General features: G+C 62.7%; 20 protein-coding genes and 1 tRNA gene. 12 read left to right on the forward strand and 9 right to left on the reverse strand.

Annotated elements, in window-relative coordinates:
• The first annotated feature begins 2 nt into the window (after nucleotides 1–2).
• The gene (locus EV664_RS11320) at nucleotides 3–2,069 is read left to right on the forward strand and encodes a S9 family peptidase (protein ID WP_133495828.1); all 2,067 of its coding nucleotides are present in this window, start codon (nucleotides 3–5) and stop codon (nucleotides 2,067–2,069) included.
• A gap of 172 nt (nucleotides 2,070–2,241) precedes the next feature.
• On the opposite strand, the gene EV664_RS11325 is transcribed toward EV664_RS11320, so the two are convergent.
• Nucleotides 2,242–3,720, reverse strand: coding sequence for a L,D-transpeptidase family protein (locus tag EV664_RS11325; RefSeq protein WP_133495829.1), 1,479 nt, complete (start codon nucleotides 3,718–3,720; stop codon nucleotides 2,242–2,244).
• Between the two features lie 470 nt (nucleotides 3,721–4,190).
• On the opposite strand from EV664_RS11325, the gene EV664_RS11330 reads away from it, so the two are divergent.
• Nucleotides 4,191–4,916, forward strand: a complete 726-nt coding sequence (locus EV664_RS11330) for a lipid-binding SYLF domain-containing protein (protein WP_133495830.1) — start codon at nucleotides 4,191–4,193, stop codon at nucleotides 4,914–4,916.
• Between the two features lie 183 nt (nucleotides 4,917–5,099).
• Here the strand turns inward: EV664_RS11330 and EV664_RS11335 are convergent.
• Nucleotides 5,100–5,176 (reverse strand) — tRNA-Pro (locus tag EV664_RS11335).
• A gap of 240 nt (nucleotides 5,177–5,416) precedes the next feature.
• Here EV664_RS11335 and yajC point away from each other — a divergent pair.
• From yajC to EV664_RS11355, 4 genes are read left to right on the forward strand one after another with little or no spacing between them, the layout of a single operon-like run.
• Entirely contained in the window at nucleotides 5,417–5,755 is a 339-nt protein-coding gene (gene yajC / locus EV664_RS11340) for a preprotein translocase subunit YajC (RefSeq protein ID WP_133495831.1), read from the forward strand.
• Nucleotides 5,755–7,347, forward strand: coding sequence for a protein translocase subunit SecD (secD, locus tag EV664_RS11345; RefSeq protein WP_133495832.1), 1,593 nt, complete (start codon nucleotides 5,755–5,757; stop codon nucleotides 7,345–7,347). The genes yajC and secD overlap by 1 nt, the downstream gene beginning before the upstream one ends.
• A gap of 12 nt (nucleotides 7,348–7,359) precedes the next feature.
• Nucleotides 7,360–8,322, forward strand: a complete 963-nt coding sequence (secF, locus tag EV664_RS11350) for a protein translocase subunit SecF (protein WP_133495833.1) — start codon at nucleotides 7,360–7,362, stop codon at nucleotides 8,320–8,322.
• Nucleotides 8,322–8,696, forward strand: coding sequence for an Mth938-like domain-containing protein (locus EV664_RS11355; RefSeq protein WP_133495834.1), 375 nt, complete (start codon nucleotides 8,322–8,324; stop codon nucleotides 8,694–8,696). The genes secF and EV664_RS11355 overlap by 1 nt, the downstream gene beginning before the upstream one ends.
• On the opposite strand, the gene EV664_RS11360 is transcribed toward EV664_RS11355, so the two are convergent.
• From EV664_RS11360 to EV664_RS11370, 3 genes are all read right to left on the reverse strand, one after another.
• Nucleotides 8,681–9,871, reverse strand: a complete 1,191-nt coding sequence (locus EV664_RS11360; protein WP_133495835.1) for a glycosyltransferase — start codon at nucleotides 9,869–9,871, stop codon at nucleotides 8,681–8,683. The two genes, EV664_RS11355 and EV664_RS11360, sit on opposite strands and share 16 nt — an antisense overlap.
• A 63-nt stretch (nucleotides 9,872–9,934) precedes the next feature.
• Nucleotides 9,935–10,363, reverse strand: a complete 429-nt coding sequence (locus tag EV664_RS11365; protein WP_133495836.1) for an OsmC family protein — start codon at nucleotides 10,361–10,363, stop codon at nucleotides 9,935–9,937.
• Nucleotides 10,364–10,373: 10 nt separating this feature from the next.
• Nucleotides 10,374–10,760: a glycine zipper 2TM domain-containing protein gene (locus tag EV664_RS11370; RefSeq protein ID WP_229668229.1), complete on the reverse strand. Its 387-nt coding sequence runs from the start codon at nucleotides 10,758–10,760 to the stop codon at nucleotides 10,374–10,376.
• Between the two features lie 283 nt (nucleotides 10,761–11,043).
• Between EV664_RS11370 and EV664_RS11375 the strand changes: the two genes are divergently transcribed.
• Nucleotides 11,044–11,475 carry a cupin domain-containing protein gene (locus EV664_RS11375; RefSeq protein ID WP_133495837.1) on the forward strand — a complete coding sequence of 144 codons (432 nt, stop codon included), beginning with the start codon at nucleotides 11,044–11,046 and terminating at the stop codon, nucleotides 11,473–11,475.
• A gap of 107 nt (nucleotides 11,476–11,582) precedes the next feature.
• Here EV664_RS11375 and thpR read toward each other — a convergent pair whose 3' ends face one another.
• Nucleotides 11,583–12,119 carry an RNA 2',3'-cyclic phosphodiesterase gene (gene thpR, locus EV664_RS11380; RefSeq protein ID WP_133495838.1) on the reverse strand — a complete coding sequence of 179 codons (537 nt, stop codon included), beginning with the start codon at nucleotides 12,117–12,119 and terminating at the stop codon, nucleotides 11,583–11,585.
• A 121-nt stretch (nucleotides 12,120–12,240) separates the two neighbouring features.
• Here thpR and EV664_RS11385 point away from each other — a divergent pair, with 121 nt between their 5' ends.
• From EV664_RS11385 to EV664_RS11400, 4 genes are all read left to right on the forward strand, one after another.
• A complete protein-coding gene (locus EV664_RS11385) occupies nucleotides 12,241–12,993 on the forward strand; it encodes a Bax inhibitor-1/YccA family protein (RefSeq protein WP_133495839.1) in 753 nt (250 codons plus the stop codon).
• A 146-nt stretch (nucleotides 12,994–13,139) separates the two neighbouring features.
• Nucleotides 13,140–13,451, forward strand: a complete 312-nt coding sequence (locus EV664_RS11390) for a hypothetical protein (protein WP_133495840.1) — start codon at nucleotides 13,140–13,142, stop codon at nucleotides 13,449–13,451.
• Nucleotides 13,452–13,477: 26 nt separating this feature from the next.
• Entirely contained in the window at nucleotides 13,478–13,702 is a 225-nt protein-coding gene (locus tag EV664_RS19785) for a cation efflux transmembrane domain-containing protein (RefSeq protein WP_133495841.1), read from the forward strand.
• Nucleotides 13,627–14,538, forward strand: coding sequence for a cation diffusion facilitator family transporter (locus EV664_RS11400; RefSeq protein WP_133495842.1), 912 nt, complete (start codon nucleotides 13,627–13,629; stop codon nucleotides 14,536–14,538). The genes EV664_RS19785 and EV664_RS11400 overlap by 76 nt, the downstream gene beginning before the upstream one ends.
• A 39-nt stretch (nucleotides 14,539–14,577) precedes the next feature.
• Here the strand turns inward: EV664_RS11400 and EV664_RS11405 are convergent, their stop codons facing one another.
• The 3 genes from EV664_RS11405 to EV664_RS11415 form a co-directional block, all read right to left on the reverse strand.
• The gene (locus tag EV664_RS11405) at nucleotides 14,578–15,240 is read right to left on the reverse strand and encodes a DUF4893 domain-containing protein (RefSeq protein WP_133495843.1); all 663 of its coding nucleotides are present in this window, start codon (nucleotides 15,238–15,240) and stop codon (nucleotides 14,578–14,580) included.
• Between the two features lie 76 nt (nucleotides 15,241–15,316).
• Nucleotides 15,317–16,102 carry a 3-hydroxybutyrate dehydrogenase gene (locus EV664_RS11410; protein WP_133495844.1) on the reverse strand — a complete coding sequence of 262 codons (786 nt, stop codon included), beginning with the start codon at nucleotides 16,100–16,102 and terminating at the stop codon, nucleotides 15,317–15,319.
• Nucleotides 16,103–16,125: 23 nt separating this feature from the next.
• Nucleotides 16,126–17,271: a patatin-like phospholipase family protein gene (locus EV664_RS11415; RefSeq protein ID WP_133495845.1), complete on the reverse strand. Its 1,146-nt coding sequence runs from the start codon at nucleotides 17,269–17,271 to the stop codon at nucleotides 16,126–16,128.
• Between the two features lie 119 nt (nucleotides 17,272–17,390).
• On the opposite strand from EV664_RS11415, the gene ypfJ reads away from it, so the two are divergent.
• Nucleotides 17,391–18,269, forward strand: a complete 879-nt coding sequence (ypfJ, locus tag EV664_RS11420; RefSeq protein ID WP_133495846.1) for a KPN_02809 family neutral zinc metallopeptidase — start codon at nucleotides 17,391–17,393, stop codon at nucleotides 18,267–18,269.
• Nucleotide 18,270 lies beyond the last annotated feature (1 nt).

An 18,270-nucleotide genomic window follows, 5' to 3' on the forward strand; every position in this document is an offset into this window, starting at 1 on the left:
TCATGACAGATATTCCCACGCCGCCGACCGCGCCGCAGCGCCCGCATTCTTTCGAACGCCATGGCGTCACCATCGACGATCCCTGGGCGTGGATCCGCGCGCCGGGCTATCCCGCGCCGGTCGAGGATGAAGATGTCCTGGCCTATCTGAACGCCGAAAATGCCTATTATGAAGCGGTGATGGCACCGCATAAGCCCCTCGCCGACACGCTGTTCGCTGAGATGCGCGGGCGGATCAAAGAGGATGATGCCAGCGTGCCGCAAAAGGATGGCGACTGGCTTTACTGGACCGATTTCGAAAAGGGCGGCGAATATCGCCGCTGGTGGCGAAAGCCGGTCGATGGCGGAGCGGATCAGCTGTTGCTCGACGAGCCGAAGCTTGCCGAGGGCAAGGAATATTTCACGCTCGGCGCCTTTTCGGTCAGCCCCGATGGGCGCCTGCTCGCCTATGCGGTCGACGATAGCGGCGCGGAGCGGTTCGAAATCCGCGTCAAGGACCTCGAAAGCGGCGAATTGCTGCCCGACACGATTGCGGGCGTGCTGTCGGATGTTGTGTGGACCGCCGATTCGAAAGGCTTTCTCTACGGCCTCGCCAACGAACACTGGCGCACCGACAATGCCCGCTGGCACCGGCTGGGCGAGGACCCGGCGAACGACACCGAACTTTATCGCGAGGCGGATGAGGGCTGGCGCGTATCGGTGAGCGAGACTCAGTCGCGCAACTGGCTGGTCATCGCGGCAGGCGACCATGTGACGAGCGAAGTCTATCTGCTCCCCGCCGACAATCCCGCGGCCGAACCGCTGCTGGTTGCGCCGCGCAAGCCGGGCCGCGAATATGATGTCGAGGAGCATGACGGCACGCTGTTCATCCATACCAACGATATTCACACCAACTGGCGGCTGGTGACGGCGAGCATCGACGCGCCGGGCGAATGGCATGAGCGGATCGGCCCAAGCGAAGATTTCTACATGACCGGGGTCGTGTGCTTTGCTGATTTCTTCGTGGTCGACGGGCGCGATCGCGGGCTCGATCAGATCGAAATCCATCGCTATGATCAAACAATCGCACCGCAGCGCATCGTCTTTCCCGAAGACAGCTATGCAGCAGGTGTCGGCGACAATCCCGAATATGCGATTTCCAGGCTGCGACTTGGCTATCAGTCGATGGTCACGCCGGGCACCGTCTATGATTACGACATTGCGACCGGTGCGCTCGAAACGCTGAAGGTGCAGGAAATCCCTTCGGGCTATGATGCGTCACGCTACGCGACCGAACGGCTGGAGATCGAAGCGCGGGACGGGACGAAGGTACCGGTGTCGATCGTCTATCCGAAGGATTTTCCGCGCGATGGATCGGGCAAGCTCTATCTCTATGGCTATGGGGCATATGGCCATGCAATCGAGCCGGGATTTTCGACCGGGCGGCTGAGCTTTCTCGATCGCGGCATGGCCTTTGCCATCGCGCATATTCGTGGCGGCGACGATCTGGGCCAGCAATGGTATCATGACGGCAAGCTGGAAAAACGGACCAACAGCTTCAACGATTTCGTCGATGTGGCGAAGGGGCTGGTTGCGCAGGGCTATACCGCGCCGGGCAATATCGCGATTTGCGGGCGTTCGGCGGGCGGCGAGCTGATGGGGGCGGTCGCCAATTCCGATCCCGGTCTGTGGGGCGTGGTGGTCGCTGATGTGCCGTTCGTCGATGTGCTCAACACGATGCTCGACGCGACGCTGCCGCTGACCCCCGGCGAATGGCCCGAATGGGGTAATCCGATCGAAGATAAGGCCGCGTTCGACCTGATCCGCAGCTACAGCCCCTATGACAATGTCGAGGCGAAACCCTATCCGCCGATGTTCATTTCGGGCGGCCTCAACGATCCGCGCGTGACCTATTGGGAGCCCGCCAAATGGGCGGCAAAGCTGCGCGCGACCAAAACCGATAATAATGTGCTGGTGCTCAAGACCAATATGGGCGCTGGCCATGGCGGCAAATCGGGCCGCTGGGAATCGCTGCGCGAAGCCGCGGAGGAAAACGCCTTCGTTCTCTGGCAGCTGGGTATCGCGGAATAAACACCGTCATGCCGGGCCTGTCCCGGCATCGTCCGCGCCGCAAAGGGTGCGGTCTCAGGGGGGCGTCATCGCGAGGCGCGCAGCGACGAAGCGATCCAGTGGTGCGCGCGGCGCTCTGGATTGCCGCGCCCCTGCGGGGCTCGCAATGACGATGATGGGGCAGGCGTTGCGCTCAGCTTTTGCCGAGCGCGGCGATCAGCGGCTTGTCGAGGCCGTACACATCCTTTTGCCAGGCGATATTGCCCTTGGCATCCGGCCATGCGGTGAAATAGCCGAGATAGACCGGCACATCGGTCTTTAGCGGCACATTCTGATGCTTGCCCGTGTCGACCATCTGCTGGAATTTCGCTTTGCTGATGCCCTGACGGTCGAACAGCCATGCGGCGAAATCGAGCGGGCGGGCAAGGCGGACACAACCATGGCTGTCGTCGCGCGCGCTGCGCGAGAACAGCGAATCGGCGGGCGTATCATGGAGATAGATCGCCTTCGGATTGGGGAACATGAATTTGATCCGGCCCAGCGCGTTCTGCTTTCCGGGGCGCTGGCGCACCAGAAATTTGGGCGCGAGCGCCGCTGCCTTGGTCCAGCGCACGCTCCCCGGCGGGATCGGCTTCGCGTCGGGGCTGAAATTGCGCACGACCTCCATATCCTTGCGCCGCAGATAGCCGATGCCCTGCGCCTGAACCTGCGGCACAATTTCATCGGCGGTGATATTGGTCGGCAGGTTCCAATAAGGGTTCACCTCGGCGAATTCGAAGCGATCGACCATTTGCGGCGTCTGGCTGTCGGTTTCGCCGACGATCACCCGCATATCCGCGGGCTCCTTGCCGCGTTCATACATATGGACGCGATATTGCGGGATGTTCACCAGCACGAATTTCGCGCCCAGCGCGCCGTGCGGCAGCCAGCGGGCGCGCTCCATATTCGCGCGGATCAGATCGATCTGCTCGGCGCGCGACTGGTTGAGCATGGCAAGGCTCGACGGCCCTAAAATGCCGTCGGCGGAAAGGCCATGGCTGCGCTGAAAGGATTTGAGCGCATCGGCGGTGGCAGGGTCGAACAGCGTTTCGCCATTCGCGTCGCCCTTTGCCTTGTCCCCGGTCGACTTGTCCCCGCTCGATGGTTCGTCCGGCGCGGCAACGCCCAGCCGCTTACGCAGCGCGGGGATACGCGGATCATGCTCGCCGGGATGGACGACATCGCCCGAGGGGATGGTCGTATAGGAATCCTCGCTGCGCGAACGCACCTGGGCGAGGGCGAGCCGCAGCCGGCGATAGAGGGGGTTCACGCCGCGAATCTGGTGCATCCATGCGATGAAATCGGGCGCTGCCGCTGCGGAAGCGAGGATGCGACCGGGACTGGGCACCTGCCAGGTCAGATGATCGTCGGTATAGGCCATGCGGTTGCGCACCACGCCCCAGCGGACGTCGCGGACATAGGCGATCAGCGCGCGTGAAAGATCGCGCTCCAGCTTCCGCTCCCAGTCGAGGTCGCTGACATGGGTGAGGCGATGCGCCAGCGCGTCGGCATGATAGGTGGCGGGGTCCAGCCCGTCCTGATCGGCGTGCTGCAACAGCCAGACCAGCCGCTTGGCGTTTTTACCCGGCGCACCGTCGACGATCCAGAACGGGTCCTTTTCATGCAGCGCCACGAAACGCTCCACCACTGCATCGACCGAATCGCCGTCATAGGCGGCGCGGACGGGCGGCGGGCCATCCGCTTCCGCATGTACGGGCGCGAAACCGGACGAGGCGAGCGCGGCGGTGAGCAGGGCAAAGCGGGTGGCGGTGCGGAAAATGATGAGCTCCGATTCTGGCTTACGATGACAGGGGTGACCCGGTGGGTCGGCACGTTGCGAGGTTTGCTATCGCTAAAGGATATACATTGCGGCTTACCCCAGGATGACTGACGGACGACGCCCGCGATGGATCAACGGTGTTTCGGCACCGCGGTTCCTGCGCCGTGCCGGCGATTCCCCGGCCCGGACGGGCGAAATATACTCGATCACCTATGTCAATATACCGAAAAATATCGGATAATTTCATAAGAAGTCACGCTGTTACGGCACGAAAAGGATTGCAGTGAGTTGAGAAGAATCGTTTCCAATCATGGAGGAATGAAATGCGAATTCGAACCTCATTATTCATCGCTTCCGCCTGTGCTTCTCTTGCGGCGTGCGGCGGCGGCACCGAAACCGCGACCAGCGACAATTTTTCGCAGCTGAACGGCACCGACACTATGGCGCTTGGCGATAATGACAGTCAGGCGATGACCGATCCGCAGCAACTGGTCACCGAAGCGGCAGCCGAGGTCGAGCAGATGAAGCGCGACCCGCAGCTTGCGGACCTGCTGAAAAAGGCAAAGGGCGTCTATATCGTGCCGGAATTCGGCCGCGGCGCATTCATCGTCGGCGGTCGTGGCGGCGCTGGCGTGGTTATGGCCAAGGCGGACGGCAACTGGACCGCACCCGCATTTTATGATTTCGGCGCACTCAGCGTCGGTGCGCAGGCAGGGGGATCGGGCGGTCAGCTTGCCTTTCTGCTGATGACCGATGATGCGGTCAACGCGTTCATGAGCGGCAACAAAATCACCCTGAACGCCGAAAGCGGCCTGACGATCGTCAACTATTCGGCCAATGATCAGGCAAGCTGGGGCAAGGGCGACATTATCCTGTGGTCGGATACCGAAGGTGCCTATGCCGGCGCCACGGTCAGCGTCACCGATCTTAACTGGGATGACGACGATAATGCCCAATATTATGGCGAAAAGGTCGATCCCGCGCGGGTCCTGACCGGCAAGGCAAGCAATCCGAAAGCCGATGTGCTGGTGAAGGCGCTCAACGGCTGACCGGCCGGACGCGCTTTCGCATAAGGACTGCCGAACCCCCGCTCTGCACATGCGCGGAGCGGGGGTTTTTGCATGCAAGGCGGCTGCTGACGCAAAAACCCGCCGGGCAAACCCATGGGCTCAACCGAATGGTGGGAGTGTATCGATGTAAGGAGAACCTGCTCGCCTGAAGCAGGAAATATCTGGTCGGGACGACTGGATTCGAACCAGCGACCCCCACACCCCCAGTGTGATGCGCTACCAGGCTGCGCTACGTCCCGACCGTGGACGGGGCATCTATGCGCTATGGCGAAAGGATGCAAGCGTTGAGCGCACTTTCTGCCAACGCGCATATATACCGCGCATCGTTTCGCTTTGGCACTGTCGCGTCGCGGCCTCCGGCTGCGGGCAGGGGCCCCGGGGCAGCGATAGTTGCACGGCGAGCCGTGGCGTGATAGCGCGCGCGGCTTGAAAGCGGGCGTCCATGGCGTCCCGCCCAACCCTTATTTTTCAGAGAAACCATGTTCGCAACCCCAGCCTATGCCTCGACCGCCGGTGCCGCAGGTGGCGGTGCCGCCGGAGCCTTTCTTTCCTTCGCGCCGCTGATCCTGATCTTCATCGCCTTCTGGTTCCTGATGATCCGGCCGCAGCAAAAGCGGATGAAGGAGCATCAGAACGCGATCGCAGCGGTAAAGCGCGGCGATCAGGTGGTGACCGGCGGCGGTCTGGTCGGCAAGGTGACGAAGGTCGAAGACAAGTTCGTCGAGGTTGAACTGGCGCAGGGCCTGAAGGTTCGTGCGGTGAAATCCACGCTGACCGAGGTGATGACCCCCGGCGGCGTCAAGCCAGCGAACGACTGATGCTCGATTTTCCTCGCTGGAAGGTCTGGGCGACGCTCCTGACCGTGGTGCTCGTATCGCTGCTGGCGATACCGAGTCTGGTGCCGAAGGAAACGCGCGACAGCTGGCCCGCATGGGTGCCGAAGCCTGCGATCAATCTCGGCCTCGACCTTGCGGGCGGCAGCTATATCCTGCTCGAAGGCGATGTGAATCAGCTGAAGGCCGACAAGATCGAGGCGATGCGCGATACCGTCGCGAGCGAAATGCGTCGCGGCCCGCGAATCGGTATTTCGGATATTTCGACTCGCGGCGGCCGGGTGAGCTTCATGGTTCGCGACGTGTCCAAGGTGGACGAGGCACGCGAGCGCCTGCTTACCGCCACGGGCAGCGGGGCCGGGCTTACCGGCAAACGCGAATGGGATGTCGAGGTTGTGGATTCGACCCGCTTCGTCATCGCGCCGACCGATGCCGGAATGCGCCAGTGGGTCGATCAGGCGATGAACGACGCCCGCGAAGTCGTCGACAAGCGAATCAACGCGCTCGGCACGCGCGAGCCGACGATCGTTCGTCAGGGCGATACGCGCATCGTTGTTCAGGTGCCGGGCCTTAAGGACCCCAAGAAACTCGAAGCGCTGCTCGGCAAGACGGCCAAGCTTGAATTCAAGATGGTCGATGAAAATGCCGATCCGGCGCAGGTCGCGCAGGGCCATGCGCCGATCGGCGATGTCGTGCTGCCCTATCCGACCGGCGGCGGGCCGATCGCGCTGAAGCGTTCGACGCTGATTTCGGGCGATATGCTGACCGATGCACGGCAGGAATTCAGCCAGCAGACCGGCGAACCCATCGTCACGATGAATTTCGACACGACGGGCGGCAAGCGCTTTGCGCGCGCGACGCAGGAAAATGTCGGCAAACGCTTTGCGATCATCGTCGATGACGTGGTGATTTCAGCGCCGGTCATCCGCTCGCAAATCCTCGGCGGCAGCGCGCTGATCGAAGGCGGCTTCACCGTCGATTCGGCCAACGAACTCGCCATTGCCCTGCGATCGGGCAAGCTGCCCATCGCACTCACCCCGGTCGAGGAATCGACGATCAGCCCGGAACTGGGGCAGGATTCGATCAATAAGGGCGCGCTCGCCGCGACGCTCGCCACGCTGCTGGTGATCGTGTTCATGCTCGTCACCTATTTCCGCTTCGGTATCTATGCGACGGTGGCGCTGGTCGCGAACATCCTGATGATCCTCGGCATCATGGGGCTGTTCCACGCCACGCTGACGCTGCCCGGTATTGCTGGCTTCGTGCTGACGATCGGTGCGGCGGTGGATGCGAACGTGCTCATCAACGAACGTATTCGTGAGGAGCAAAGGCGCGGGCGGACGATTATCCAGTCGGTTCAGGTCGGCTATAAGGAAGCGACGCGCGCGATTTTCGACGCCAATATCACCAATGTGATCGCGGCGATCATCATGTTCATCTTCGGTTCGGGTCCGATCCGCGGCTTTGCCGTGGTGCTGACCATCGGTATCGTCACCAGCGTGTTCACGGCGGTGACCTTTACCCGGCTGATGGTCGCGCAATGGCTGAAAAAACGCCCGCGCGAACTCGTTATTTAAGGGACTGAACCCATGCGTCCGTTAAAACTCGTCCCTGAAAATACGAATATCGACTTTCTTGCCGCGCGAAAGGTTGCAGCTGCGATCTCGCTGCTGCTGATCATCGGCTCGATCGTGCTGGTCGGAGTGCGCGGCCTGAATTTCGGTATCGACTTTGCCGGGGGGCAGATGGTCCGCGTGACCTTTGCGCAACCCGTGTCGCTCAACGAGCTGCGCAACAAGGTCGACGGCCTCGGCTATGGCGATGCGACGATTCAGGAGTTCGCAGGCACCAATACGGTGTCAATTCGCCAGCCCGTGCCAGAGGGCGGCGACGCCGCTGCGAGCAAGGCAGGCGCTGCGCTGCGCAATCTGATCGACACCAACTATCCCGGCGCCAAGGTCGGGTCGGCGGAAACCGTGTCGGGCAAGGTGTCGAACGAACTGTTTCAAAAGGGCGCGCTGGCGCTCGGCCTCGCGATGCTCGCCATCTCAGTCTATATCTGGCTGCGTTTCGAATGGCAGTTCGGCATCGGCGCGCTGGTCAGCCTTGCGCATGACGTTATCCTGACGCTCGGATTCTTCGCGCTGACTCAGCTTGAGTTCAACCTGAACATCATTGCCGCGATCCTGACGATCATCGGCTATTCGCTGAACGATACGATCGTGGTCTATGACCGTGTCCGCGAGAATCTGCGCAAATATCGCAAGATGGACATTGTGCCGCTGCTCAACCTGTCGGCGAACGAGACGCTGTCGCGGACCATCGTCACGTCGTTGACGCTGGTCATCGCGCTGGCGACGCTGGTGCTGCTGGGGCCGGAGGTCATTTTCGGCTTCTCCGCTGCGATGCTGCTGGGCATCGTCATCGGCACCTATTCGTCGATCTATATCGCCAACCCGATCCTGATCTGGGCGAAGGTCGGTTCGCACAGCTTCGTGCCGCGCGATGCCGCGCCCAGCGGTGCCGAGCGGGTGAGCAAGGAGCAGCGCTGATGCGGATGGACCGCGACCAGCGGTCCGAAGGGCCGCTGATCACCGGCATTGTCGGTCGCGGCTTTCGCGTCGATGAAGGCGTGTATGAAGGGCTGACCATCACCCCCAATCGTGCGGACGGATGGTCGCCCCCGGCACTGGAGTCGCTGACCATCGAAGACCTCGCCCCGGTTCTCGCGCTCGATCCGCTGCCCGAATTTCTGATCCTCGGCACCGGCACCGCGATGCGCCGCCCCTCACAGGCGCTCGTCGCCGCGCTGGAGGCGAAGGGCGTCGGGGTGGAGCCGATGGACAGCCGGGCAGCGGCGCGCGCCTGGGGCGTGCTGCGCGCCGAATTGCGCTGGGTCGCTGCCGCGCTTTATCCGCTGGATTGAGCTTCGCGGTGCGCGGCGACCAGCGCGTGCAGATGATCGTATAGCGCGTCGCTGTTGGTTTCCCAGCTGAACCGCGCCGCCGCTTGTTTGACCAGATCGGCGGGCGGCGGGTCGCACAGCAGATCGGCGATCGCGGCGGCAAAGCCATCGGCGCTCGCCGCGACGATACGCCCCGCAGCCGCGTGGTTCACCACCTCCGATGCGCCGCCCACATCCGGAATGACGATCGGCGTTCCGCTGGCCAGTGCCTCGATCCATGCATTGGCGAGACCTTCGCTTTGCGAGCCAAGTGCCATGACATCCGCCGCAGCCATCCAGCGTGGCAGTTCGGCATGTGGCAGCGCGCCGAGCAGTTTCACCCGCTCAGCCAGGCCAAGCCGGTCGATCTGTGCCTGCAGCGCGCCTCGCTCGGGGCCATGGCCGATGATCCGGAATGCGACGCCGGGCAGGCGCGCGGCCGCTTCGACCACCATATCGTGCCGTTTGCGGGGGATCAGCGATCCGACCGACAGAACCAGCGGGCCGTCGATGTTCAGCGCGGCGCGGGCCTCTGCCCGGCTTTCGGTACCGAAGCGGTCGCGGTCCACCCCGGTATAATGCACCCGGACACGCTCGCGATCGGCGCCCAGCGCGATCAGCTCCTCCGCCATCCTTGCCGACACCGCCAGCAAGCCGTCGGCATTGCGTGCGGCCATCGCAACCTGACCGGCGCTATGCGGCGCACCGGCCCAGTAATGGATGTCAGCGCCCCGCGCCTTGATCGACACCGGAACGCCATAGCGCTGCCCCAGCGCGAGTGCGGCGGGACCGTCGGGGAAAAAGAATTCCGCATCGATCACGTCGAACGCAAAATCGCGTCGGATCCGGTCGAGCAGCGGGATCAGCGCGCGCTCCAGCATCGTAACATGCCACCGGCCGTTGGTGCCGGGAATGTTGGTGAAACGCGGGCGATAGACGTCCAGCGCGTGCCACTCCTCGCGTTGTGATAGCGCGGAAAGCGCGTGATATCGGCTGGCCATCGCAAGCGGAAAAGGAGGGAGCCCGACGGGCGCGACGACCTTCACCGTGACGTCGGGAAGCGCCGCGAGACCTCGCGCCTGCCGCTCGACAAAAATACCGAAATTGGGACGAGACGCATCGGGAAAAAGCGTCGACAGCGTCAGTATGCGTAGCATGGCCGATACGCTACACGGCCTTTCGCAAACGCGATACTGGCGCTGTCGGTTTGAAGTGCCTTTTTAGCCCTTCAAATCATGTTCGAGTGTGATTTCCGCGTCGAGAAGCTTCGACACCGGGCAATTCGCCTTCGCACCTTCGGCGATCCTGGCGAATGTGTCGGCGTCGATTCCCTCGACCGTTGCCGTCAGCGACAGGTCGGAACGGGTAATCTTGAACCCGTCACCGTCCTTTTCCAGCGTCACTTTGGCGTGCGTTTCCAACGTGCCTGCTTCATAGCCCTCCTTGGCGAGCGCAAAGCTGAGCGCCATGGTAAAGCAGCTTGCATGCGCGGCGGCGATCAGCTCTTCGGGATTGGTGCCCGGATCGTCTCCGAACCGGGTGTTGAACCCATAAGGCTGATCCTTCATCGCGCCGGACTGGAGCGAGATATGGCCGCGGCCATCCTTGCCCATCCCGTCATAGCGTGCCGATGCAGTCTTGACGGTCATTGGCAAATCCTCATTTGCACTTCACATCGCCCTTATCGATCTGCTGCCCGGCAATCGCGCCGCCCGCAGCACCGATGATCGTGCCCAGCGTCTTAGAACCGCCCGGCGCAATGATATTGCCCAGCACGCCGCCTGCAACGCCGCCGATGACCGCGCCGGTGGTGCCGTCGTCGCGCTTGCAGTAATAACGGCCGTCCGAGCCGCGATAGATGGTGTCGTTGCGGCCCAGCGGACGGGCGCGATAATCACCGTCCCGATAATAGCGCGATGCGTCATAATAGCCGCCGCGATTGGCATAGGTATCGCCGCCGCCGAACATGCCGCCAAGACCGTTTCCGGCACATGCGCCCAGCGGCAGCATTGCCGCGGCGCTCATCACAATCATCATCTTGCGCATCGTCTTCTCCCTTGGAACCGGCAAACGCGACATGAAGGCGTCGCGTCGTTTCCGTTCCGATAGCGGCGGCATCGCGCCGCCCTTCATGGACAAACCTTCATCCGGCATCTGCGTCCGGTCGATCCGAACCGCCTGACGCCATACGGAAAGCACAAACGTCTCCGGCACATGGAGGTTGCATGAACGAAATGAACGATGGCGTGCAGATACGGCGGACCGAGTGGTTTGACGGGGCGAATGCCGTGTGAAAATTCTTTGTGAACCAAAGTGAAAGGCGACATTCATGACCGAAATAAGCGCAGCGTCGCTGATCGAATCGCTGGGCCTGGCTCCGCATCCCGAGGGCGGATGGTATCGCGAGACCTGGCGCGCGGCGGCGGGGCCGGACGAACGTTCGCCCGGTACCGCGATCCTGTTCCTGCTGGAGGCGGAGCAGCGCTCGCACTGGCACCGGGTTGATGCAGAGGAGCTGTGGTTCTGGCATGCGGGCGCGCCGCTCGCGCTCGATCTTGCCGAGGCCGGGAACGCGCCGGTCGAAACCTTGCTCGCCGGACCCGCGATTGATCAGGGGCAGCGCCCGCAGCGGCGGGTTCCGGCGCATTGGTGGCAGGCGGCGCGGCCGCTGGGCGGGTGGACGCTGGTGAGCTGCGTCGTCGTACCGGGCTTCGACTTTGCCGGTTTCGAACTCGCGCCGCCGGGCTGGTCGCCGCTGTGATCCTGATTATCCCCGTTATCCACAGTTTTCACAGCGCATTTGTCCACAATACGGTCTGTGCACAGCGGGGTTATCCACAATGTGGACAAGTCGTGGAAAACCGGCGGTCAGGGATCGAGGCGATAGCGCGCGATCGCCTCATAGCGCGCGCCTTCGCTCGCCAGCGTGCTTTCGAACAGCAGGAAATTGTTGAACCGGAACGGGGCTGTGGATAAGTCTGCATGATGGTCCAGAAACCGGTCGACCGGGCCGGAGGCGCTGTTCAGCCGGGCGAGGGTGATGTGCGGGAGATAGGCCCGCCGTTCCGGTTCCAGCCCGCTACGGACCAGCGCCTGATCGACCTTGCGGTGGAGCCGCGCGATTGTTTCGTGCGGCTTCACTCCGGCCCAGACGGAATGCGGCCGTCCGCGCGTGTCGAACGACCCCACCCCCGATACGGCAAGGTCGAATGCGGGAAAGCGGATATTGCCCAGCGCGATCGCAATCTCTTCGGCCAGCGGGCGCTCGACCTCCCCGATGAAGCGCAGGGTGACGTGCAGCTGTTCGGCACTCTGCCAGCGGGCACGATCGATCCCGCCCATCGCAGCGAGTAAGGCCTCGCGCATCGCGGGCGGCGGGCGTAATCCGACGAACAGGCGGTGCATCCCCATGTCCTTTCTGCAATAATTTGTAACAGGCGCGCTGTGTCCGGTTTTGCTTGAAATAACGCGCGTGCCGACCGATATTCCCTGCATCCGGGAATATTCCTGGGCAAAGGAGTTTATGATGGCAAATTGGTCTGATCCCCGACCGACCGCCGCGCGCTATGCGACGGGCGCAGGTACGCGCTCCGACGCGTATGATGCGGGGCTGCGGTCCTATATGCTTTCGGTGTATAATTACATGGCCTCGGGCGTGCTGCTGACCGGCATCGTCGCGATGGTGTTCGCCCTGTCGGGTGCGGTCGGCTCGCTGGTCGATATGCAGACGGGCCGGATGACCGCGCTCGGCTGGATCGTGTCGCTTGCGCCGCTGGGCATCGTATTCGCGATGAGCTTCGGTCAGGCGAAAATGAAGACCTCGACGCTTCAAGCGCTGTTCTGGGGCTTTGCGCTGCTGATGGGCATGTCGCTCTCGACGATCTTTCTCGTCTATACCGGCACGATGATCGCGCAGGCGTTCTTCGCGACCGCCGCCGGTTTCGCCGGGCTCAGCCTCTACGGCTATACCACGAAGAAGGATCTGTCGGGTCTCGGCACGTTCCTGATCATGGGCGTGATCGGGTTGCTTGTCGCGATGCTGCTCAATGCCTTCATCTTTCAGTCGGGCGTGATGGATCTGGTGATTTCGATCCTCGGCGTGCTGATCTTTGCGGGGCTCACGGCCTATGACACGCAGAAGATCAAGAGCATGTACGACTATGTCGCCGGAACCGACATGATGGGCAAGGTCGTGATTATGGGGGCGCTGAACCTCTATCTCGACTTCATCAACATGTTCCTCTTCCTGCTTCGCATCATGGGAAGCCAGCGCAGCTAAGCGCGGCCCTTTCGCGAACGCGGATGCAATCAGGCCCGGCGGGGAACCTCGCCGGGCCTTTTTATTGATCTTTTGTAATCGCCTGGCCCCGGCGGAACGGGGCACCCGCTTGCTCGTTGGTCGCAAAAGCAATCGGGAGACTGAACATGGCCGACAAGACCGGAACCGGAGTGGACGAACGCGCAATGGGCGGCATGTCCGTCGCGCCGCCCGACCCCGATAGCGAAGCGGAGACCGCGAAGCGCCAGAAGCACTCCTCCATCGAGGAGCGGCTGCAACGCAATCCGGAAAGCAAGCAGGCGCGGCTCGACGCAGGTGTCGAGGAATCAATGGACGCCTCCGATCCGCCCGCCACGACTCAGCCGGTGCATGCCAGCGATCCGGCGCCGTCCTCGGGCTATGATGAAGAGGCAGAGCGCCGGCGTCGTCAGGATGAAGATGAAGACGATGGCGAATGACTGACCATGGGGCGGCAGCCTGACCCATGGCAGGCCAAGTAGCGCATAAGAAAGACGGCTGGCGCGAGCATATCGTTCTATATGCCGCGCTTGCCGCGAATATCGGGATCGCCGTCGCGAAATTCATCGCGGCGGCGCTTTCAGGTTCGTCCTCGATGCTGACCGAAGGCTTTCATTGCTTGCCGCGAATATCGGGATCGCCGTCGCGAAATTCATCGCGGCGGCGCTTTCAGGTTCGTCCTCGATGCTGACCGAAGGCTTTCATTCGGTCGTGGACAGCGGCAATCAGATATTGCTGCTCTATGGCGAGCATCGCGCCAAGAAGCTGCCGGACGAGGCGCATCCCTTCGGCTATGGCCGCGAACTCTATTTCTGGGCTTTTGTCGTCGCGATCCTGATCTTTGCGATCGGTGCAGGCTTTTCGATCTATGAGGGCTATCGCCACATCAAACATCCTTCCGAACTGGAGGATGCAACGCTCAGCTATATCGTGCTTGGTGTCGCTTTCCTGATGGAAGGGGCGTCCTGGGGAATCGCAGTCAAGGAATTCGCCGCGGCCAAGGGCGATCTCGGCTGGTGGCAGGCGGTACGCGAATCGAAAGACCCGAGCGGTTTCGTGGTGCTGTTCGAGGACAGCGCCGCCTGTGCCGGACTGGTCGTTGCGGCGCTCGGTATTTTTGCCAGCCATTATTTCGGCGATGCGCGGATCGACGGCGTTGCGTCGATCGTGATCGGCCTGATCCTCGGCGCGGTTGCGCTGCTGCTCGCACGTGAGGCCAAGGGACTGCTGATCGGCGAGCGCGCCGATAGTCGGGTGGTCGAGAAGATCAGAAGTATCGTCGGCGCGCATGAGGCGGTTGTCGGCGTCAATCATGTCCGCACCATCCACACCTCGCCCGACGGTATCTTTGCCGCAGTGAGCGCCGATTTCGAGGACAGTGTGTCGATGGGTGCGGCTGAGACGATCATCGAAGAAATCGAGGATTCGCTGCGTGTCGCGGTGCCGCAGCTGACCTCAATCTATATCCGCCCCGAAAAGCGGGAAGATGCGGCGGTGCAGCCGCGCAACCTTCAGGATATGGTGTAGCGGCGGGATGCGGGCCGGGCGGGCAGCCCGCCATCCGCCTCACGGCGCGGGCGTGATTTCGATCAGGTCGAGTTTCGATTCGAACGCAGGCCGGGGCAGCGCCAGTCGCCAGCGCGCATCTCCGATACGCTCCACAAAGCCCGCCATGTCGCGGTCCTGATCACGGCCATAATCGAGCGCGCGATGTTGGTTACCCAGCATCAGCGTGCCGAGGAACACCCCCCGCGCGGCGGTGTCGGGAAAGATCAGCCCGACGGGCCGCTGCGACCCGCCATAACGGGTGAGGCTGAGCACATCATCTTCGCGTTCGATCCGGCAGGGATAGCCCGGATAATCGACATAGCGCGAGAGCCCCTGCTGCGCGGAGCCGAGTTTCACGGTGCGGCAGCGATAATCGCCGGGCGGCGGCAGCGGATCGGTAAGCGCGCGGTCGGGATCGAACAGCGCCGGATCGGCGGCAATCGCTTGCGGATCGGCGCTTCGTGCCTCGGCAAGTGCCTCGATCCATGTGTCGCGCCAGTTGCGCAGCCGGGCGCGATCGGCATCGGTCGCGACCTGACGCCAGTTGACGGCGTTGGCCTCTCCGGAAGCAGGGGCGCTGGCGATCGGCGCGGGCTTATCCGCCGGAGCGGATGTGCGATGCGCACACCCGCCCAGCACGATTACCCCTATCGAAATGCCGACCAGCCTGCTCCACGCCATATACACTCCCCCAAATGGAAGCGCACAGCCTAACCGAAGCAGCCCTTCTGTCGAGGCTTTCGACCGGATTCGGTAATTATTCGGCGGTCCAGCCGCCATCGATCGAATAATTGGCGCCGGTGATCGCCTTTGCCTCATCCCGGCACAGGAACAGCGCGAGCGCCGCAACCTGTTCAGGCATCACGAATTCCTTCGTCGGCTGCGCCGAGAGCAGGACATCGTTCATCACCTGTTCGCGCGTCATTCCCCGCGATTTCATCGTGTCGGGAATCTGATCCTCGACCAGCGGGGTCCAGACATAGCCGGGCGAGATGCAGTTGACGGTAATGCCATCGGTCGCGGTTTCCAGCGCCAGAGTCTTGGTCAGCCCGGCAATGCCGTGCTTCGCCATGATATATGCGCTCTTGTTCGGGCTCGCGACCAGACTATGGGCGGAGGCGGTGGACAGGATGCGGCCCCAGCCCTTTTCCTTCATATGCGGCACGGCGGCGCGGAACAGATACCAGGCCGATTTCATATTGATCGAGATGATTGCCTCGAATTTCTCAGGCGGAAAATCCTCGATTTTCGCGACGTGCTGAATACCGGCATTGGCGATGACAATATCGGGGCCACCCAGTTCCTGATGACAGCGATCGACCATCGCTGCGATCTGCTCGGGCCTGGTCATGTCGGCGGCGTCGTACAGCGCCTTCGCACCGCTGGTTTCGGCGAGCGCGGCGCGCTCTTTCTCGATCTCGCCTTCATCGCCGAAACCGTTGATCATCACAGCGGCGCCCTCGGCCGCGAACGCTTTGGCATAGGCAAGCCCGATGCCGGAGGTGGAACCGGTGACGATGACGCTTTTGCCCTTCAGAAACATGGCCTTGCTACTCCTTGCTTGGATCAGTGATGGGTGAGGTCGAAGGCGGCGGTTTTCCCGTTGAGAATATTCTGCGCCACCAGACGCGAACGGGCCATCGTCTCCCCCACGGCGGCATGGCCGGACCGCCAATGGTCCGTCATCGTACGGCGTGAAAATTCGAAATCGCGGCTGCCCCCCTCCCAGGCATTGGCGCGATAGATCAGCTGGACCAGATTAACCGGCAGTTCGGTCGCGATATCGCGCAGCGCCGCGACATCGGGATCCCCGGCCAGATCGCCGGGCAGCTTATCCAGCACCTTGCGCACTGCGGCGCGCATCGCGCGTTCGCGCATATAGAGATTGGAAACCTGCCGTGTCCGGCTGGAGAAGCGGATTTCCTTCTCGCGCGCCATCACGTCGAGCAGGGTGCGCGGCGGCGCGGCGGTGGCCGAAAACAGATCGACCTGAAATACCAGCATCGGTGCCGCCTGATTTTCCAGCACATAAGCGAGCGGGGTATTGGACACGAGCCCGCCGTCCCAATAATGCCGCCCGTCGATTTCGACCGGGGGCAGGCCGGGGGGAAGCGCGCCCGACGCCATCACATGCCGGGCATCGATCTGCATTTCGCTGCTGTCGAAATAGCGGAAATTGCCGCTTTCGATATCTACCGCGCCGACCGACAGGCGAACCGGTCCGTTGTTGAGCAAATCCCAGTCGATCAGCCGGTCGAGCGTTTCCACAAGCGGCGAGGTATCGTAAAAGCTGAGCGCCTCCGCAGTACCCGGAATCGCGAACATCGGCGGGACGGGGCGCGGTCGGAAAAAGCCCGGAACCCCCGTTGCCATAACCGAGGCGGCCGACCATTCATGCGTGAATTCGCGTGCCGTATCCCAGTTGGGAATGGGAAAGCTGGGCAGGGCGCTTGTCACTTCCTCCCAGAACCGGGTCAGCCGCTCGACCCGGCGTTCGGGCGGATTGCCGGCATAGATGGCGGCGTTGACCGCACCGATCGAAATGCCCGCGACCCAGTTCACATCGATTCGCGAATCAGAAAGCGCGTCGATCACTCCGGCCTGATAACTGCCCAGCGCGCCGCCGCCCTGAAGGACCAGAGCGACGCAATCCGGAAGGGGCAGCGCGTCGGAGCTTTTGCGCCGCGAAGGCGAAGGATCAGCATCGGCCATGCACGATAGATGGCGCTGGTGCTGCGCTGCATCAAGTAAGCGTGGCGGATAAAGTCGTGCAACGGTGCGGGCGTTCGCGCATTGTCCTTTCACTGTCAGGGGTTAGCGAAAGGACAAGAATGCGGCTCGACGATCTCGATCCGACGAAACATGCGCGCGATCTGGGCAGGGGCGGCGGTGGCGGCGGCGGATTCGGGCTGCTGGGCCTGTTGCCCCTGCTATTGGGGCGTCGACTCGGCTGCGGCACGATCGCCATATTGGGCATCGTGGCGGTGGCGTATCTCTATCTCGGCGGCGGGGGCACGCCCTCCGGCACCGGCACCCAAACGCCTTCGCAACAAACTGCCGGGCGCAGCGTCCCCTGCGACACGCCCGACGAATTGTTCGCGTGCCGGGTGATGGCGCTCGCCGACAGCACATGGCAGGATATTTTCGCGCAATCGGGGCAGCGCTACACGCCGGCGACGATCAACTTCTATCAGGAGCAGGGCCGGTCGGGCTGCGGAGAGGCGCAGGCGGCGATGGGGCCGTTTTACTGCCCCAGCGATGACGGCGTCTATATCGACACCAGCTTTTTCGACGAGCTGAAGAACCGCTATGGCGCGGCAGGCGATTTCGCCAAAGCCTATGTCATCGCGCATGAAATGGGCCATCATGTGCAGGATCTGCTCGGCACATCGGGCGAGGTTGCCCAGCGACAGGCGCAACTGGGCCGGACGCAGGGCAATGCGCTTTCGGTCCGGCTGGAGCTTCAGGCCGATTGCTTTGCCGGTGTCTGGGCAGCGCGCAACCGCGACCGGTTGGAGCCCGGCGATATCGAGGAGGGGATGCGCGCGGCCAATGCGATCGGCGACGATACGCTGCAGCGTGAGGCGCAGGGACGTGTCGTGCCCGACAGCTTCACCCATGGCACATCGGAGCAACGGATGAAGTGGCTGCGCACCGGCCTGCAATCGGGCGACCCGGCGGCGTGCGATACGTTCCGTGAAGCGGTATGAT

Source organism: Stakelama pacifica (assembly GCF_004361835.1).
In the GTDB taxonomy this organism is placed as follows: Bacteria; Pseudomonadota; Alphaproteobacteria; order Sphingomonadales; family Sphingomonadaceae; genus Sphingomonas; species Sphingomonas pacifica.

What these genes read in the sequence shown, in the direction of transcription:
- EV664_RS11360 (WP_133495835.1), bottom strand. Translation starts at nt 9,871, where the DNA reads ATGCTACGCATACTGACGCTGTCGACGCTTTTTCCCGATGCGTCTCGT.
- thpR (WP_133495838.1), bottom strand. Translation starts at nt 12,119, where the DNA reads ATGCACCGCCTGTTCGTCGGATTACGCCCGCCGCCCGCGATGCGCGAG.
- EV664_RS11410 (WP_133495844.1), bottom strand. Translation starts at nt 16,102, where the DNA reads ATGTTTCTGAAGGGCAAAAGCGTCATCGTCACCGGTTCCACCTCCGGC.
- EV664_RS11390 (WP_133495840.1), top strand. Translation starts at nt 13,140, where the DNA reads ATGGCCGACAAGACCGGAACCGGAGTGGACGAACGCGCAATGGGCGGC.
- EV664_RS11370 (WP_229668229.1), bottom strand. Translation starts at nt 10,760, where the DNA reads ATGCGCAAGATGATGATTGTGATGAGCGCCGCGGCAATGCTGCCGCTG.
- EV664_RS11405 (WP_133495843.1), bottom strand. Translation starts at nt 15,240, where the DNA reads ATGGCGTGGAGCAGGCTGGTCGGCATTTCGATAGGGGTAATCGTGCTG.
- secD (WP_133495832.1), top strand. Translation starts at nt 5,755, where the DNA reads ATGCTCGATTTTCCTCGCTGGAAGGTCTGGGCGACGCTCCTGACCGTG.
- EV664_RS11375 (WP_133495837.1), top strand. Translation starts at nt 11,044, where the DNA reads ATGACCGAAATAAGCGCAGCGTCGCTGATCGAATCGCTGGGCCTGGCT.
- EV664_RS11385 (WP_133495839.1), top strand. Translation starts at nt 12,241, where the DNA reads ATGGCAAATTGGTCTGATCCCCGACCGACCGCCGCGCGCTATGCGACG.
- EV664_RS11355 (WP_133495834.1), top strand. Translation starts at nt 8,322, where the DNA reads ATGCGGATGGACCGCGACCAGCGGTCCGAAGGGCCGCTGATCACCGGC.
- yajC (WP_133495831.1), top strand. Translation starts at nt 5,417, where the DNA reads ATGTTCGCAACCCCAGCCTATGCCTCGACCGCCGGTGCCGCAGGTGGC.
- EV664_RS11415 (WP_133495845.1), bottom strand. Translation starts at nt 17,271, where the DNA reads ATGGCCGATGCTGATCCTTCGCCTTCGCGGCGCAAAAGCTCCGACGCG.
- ypfJ (WP_133495846.1), top strand. Translation starts at nt 17,391, where the DNA reads ATGCGGCTCGACGATCTCGATCCGACGAAACATGCGCGCGATCTGGGC.
- EV664_RS11320 (WP_133495828.1), top strand. Translation starts at nt 3, where the DNA reads ATGACAGATATTCCCACGCCGCCGACCGCGCCGCAGCGCCCGCATTCT.
- secF (WP_133495833.1), top strand. Translation starts at nt 7,360, where the DNA reads ATGCGTCCGTTAAAACTCGTCCCTGAAAATACGAATATCGACTTTCTT.
- EV664_RS19785 (WP_133495841.1), top strand. Translation starts at nt 13,478, where the DNA reads ATGGCAGGCCAAGTAGCGCATAAGAAAGACGGCTGGCGCGAGCATATC.
- EV664_RS11330 (WP_133495830.1), top strand. Translation starts at nt 4,191, where the DNA reads ATGCGAATTCGAACCTCATTATTCATCGCTTCCGCCTGTGCTTCTCTT.
- EV664_RS11365 (WP_133495836.1), bottom strand. Translation starts at nt 10,363, where the DNA reads ATGACCGTCAAGACTGCATCGGCACGCTATGACGGGATGGGCAAGGAT.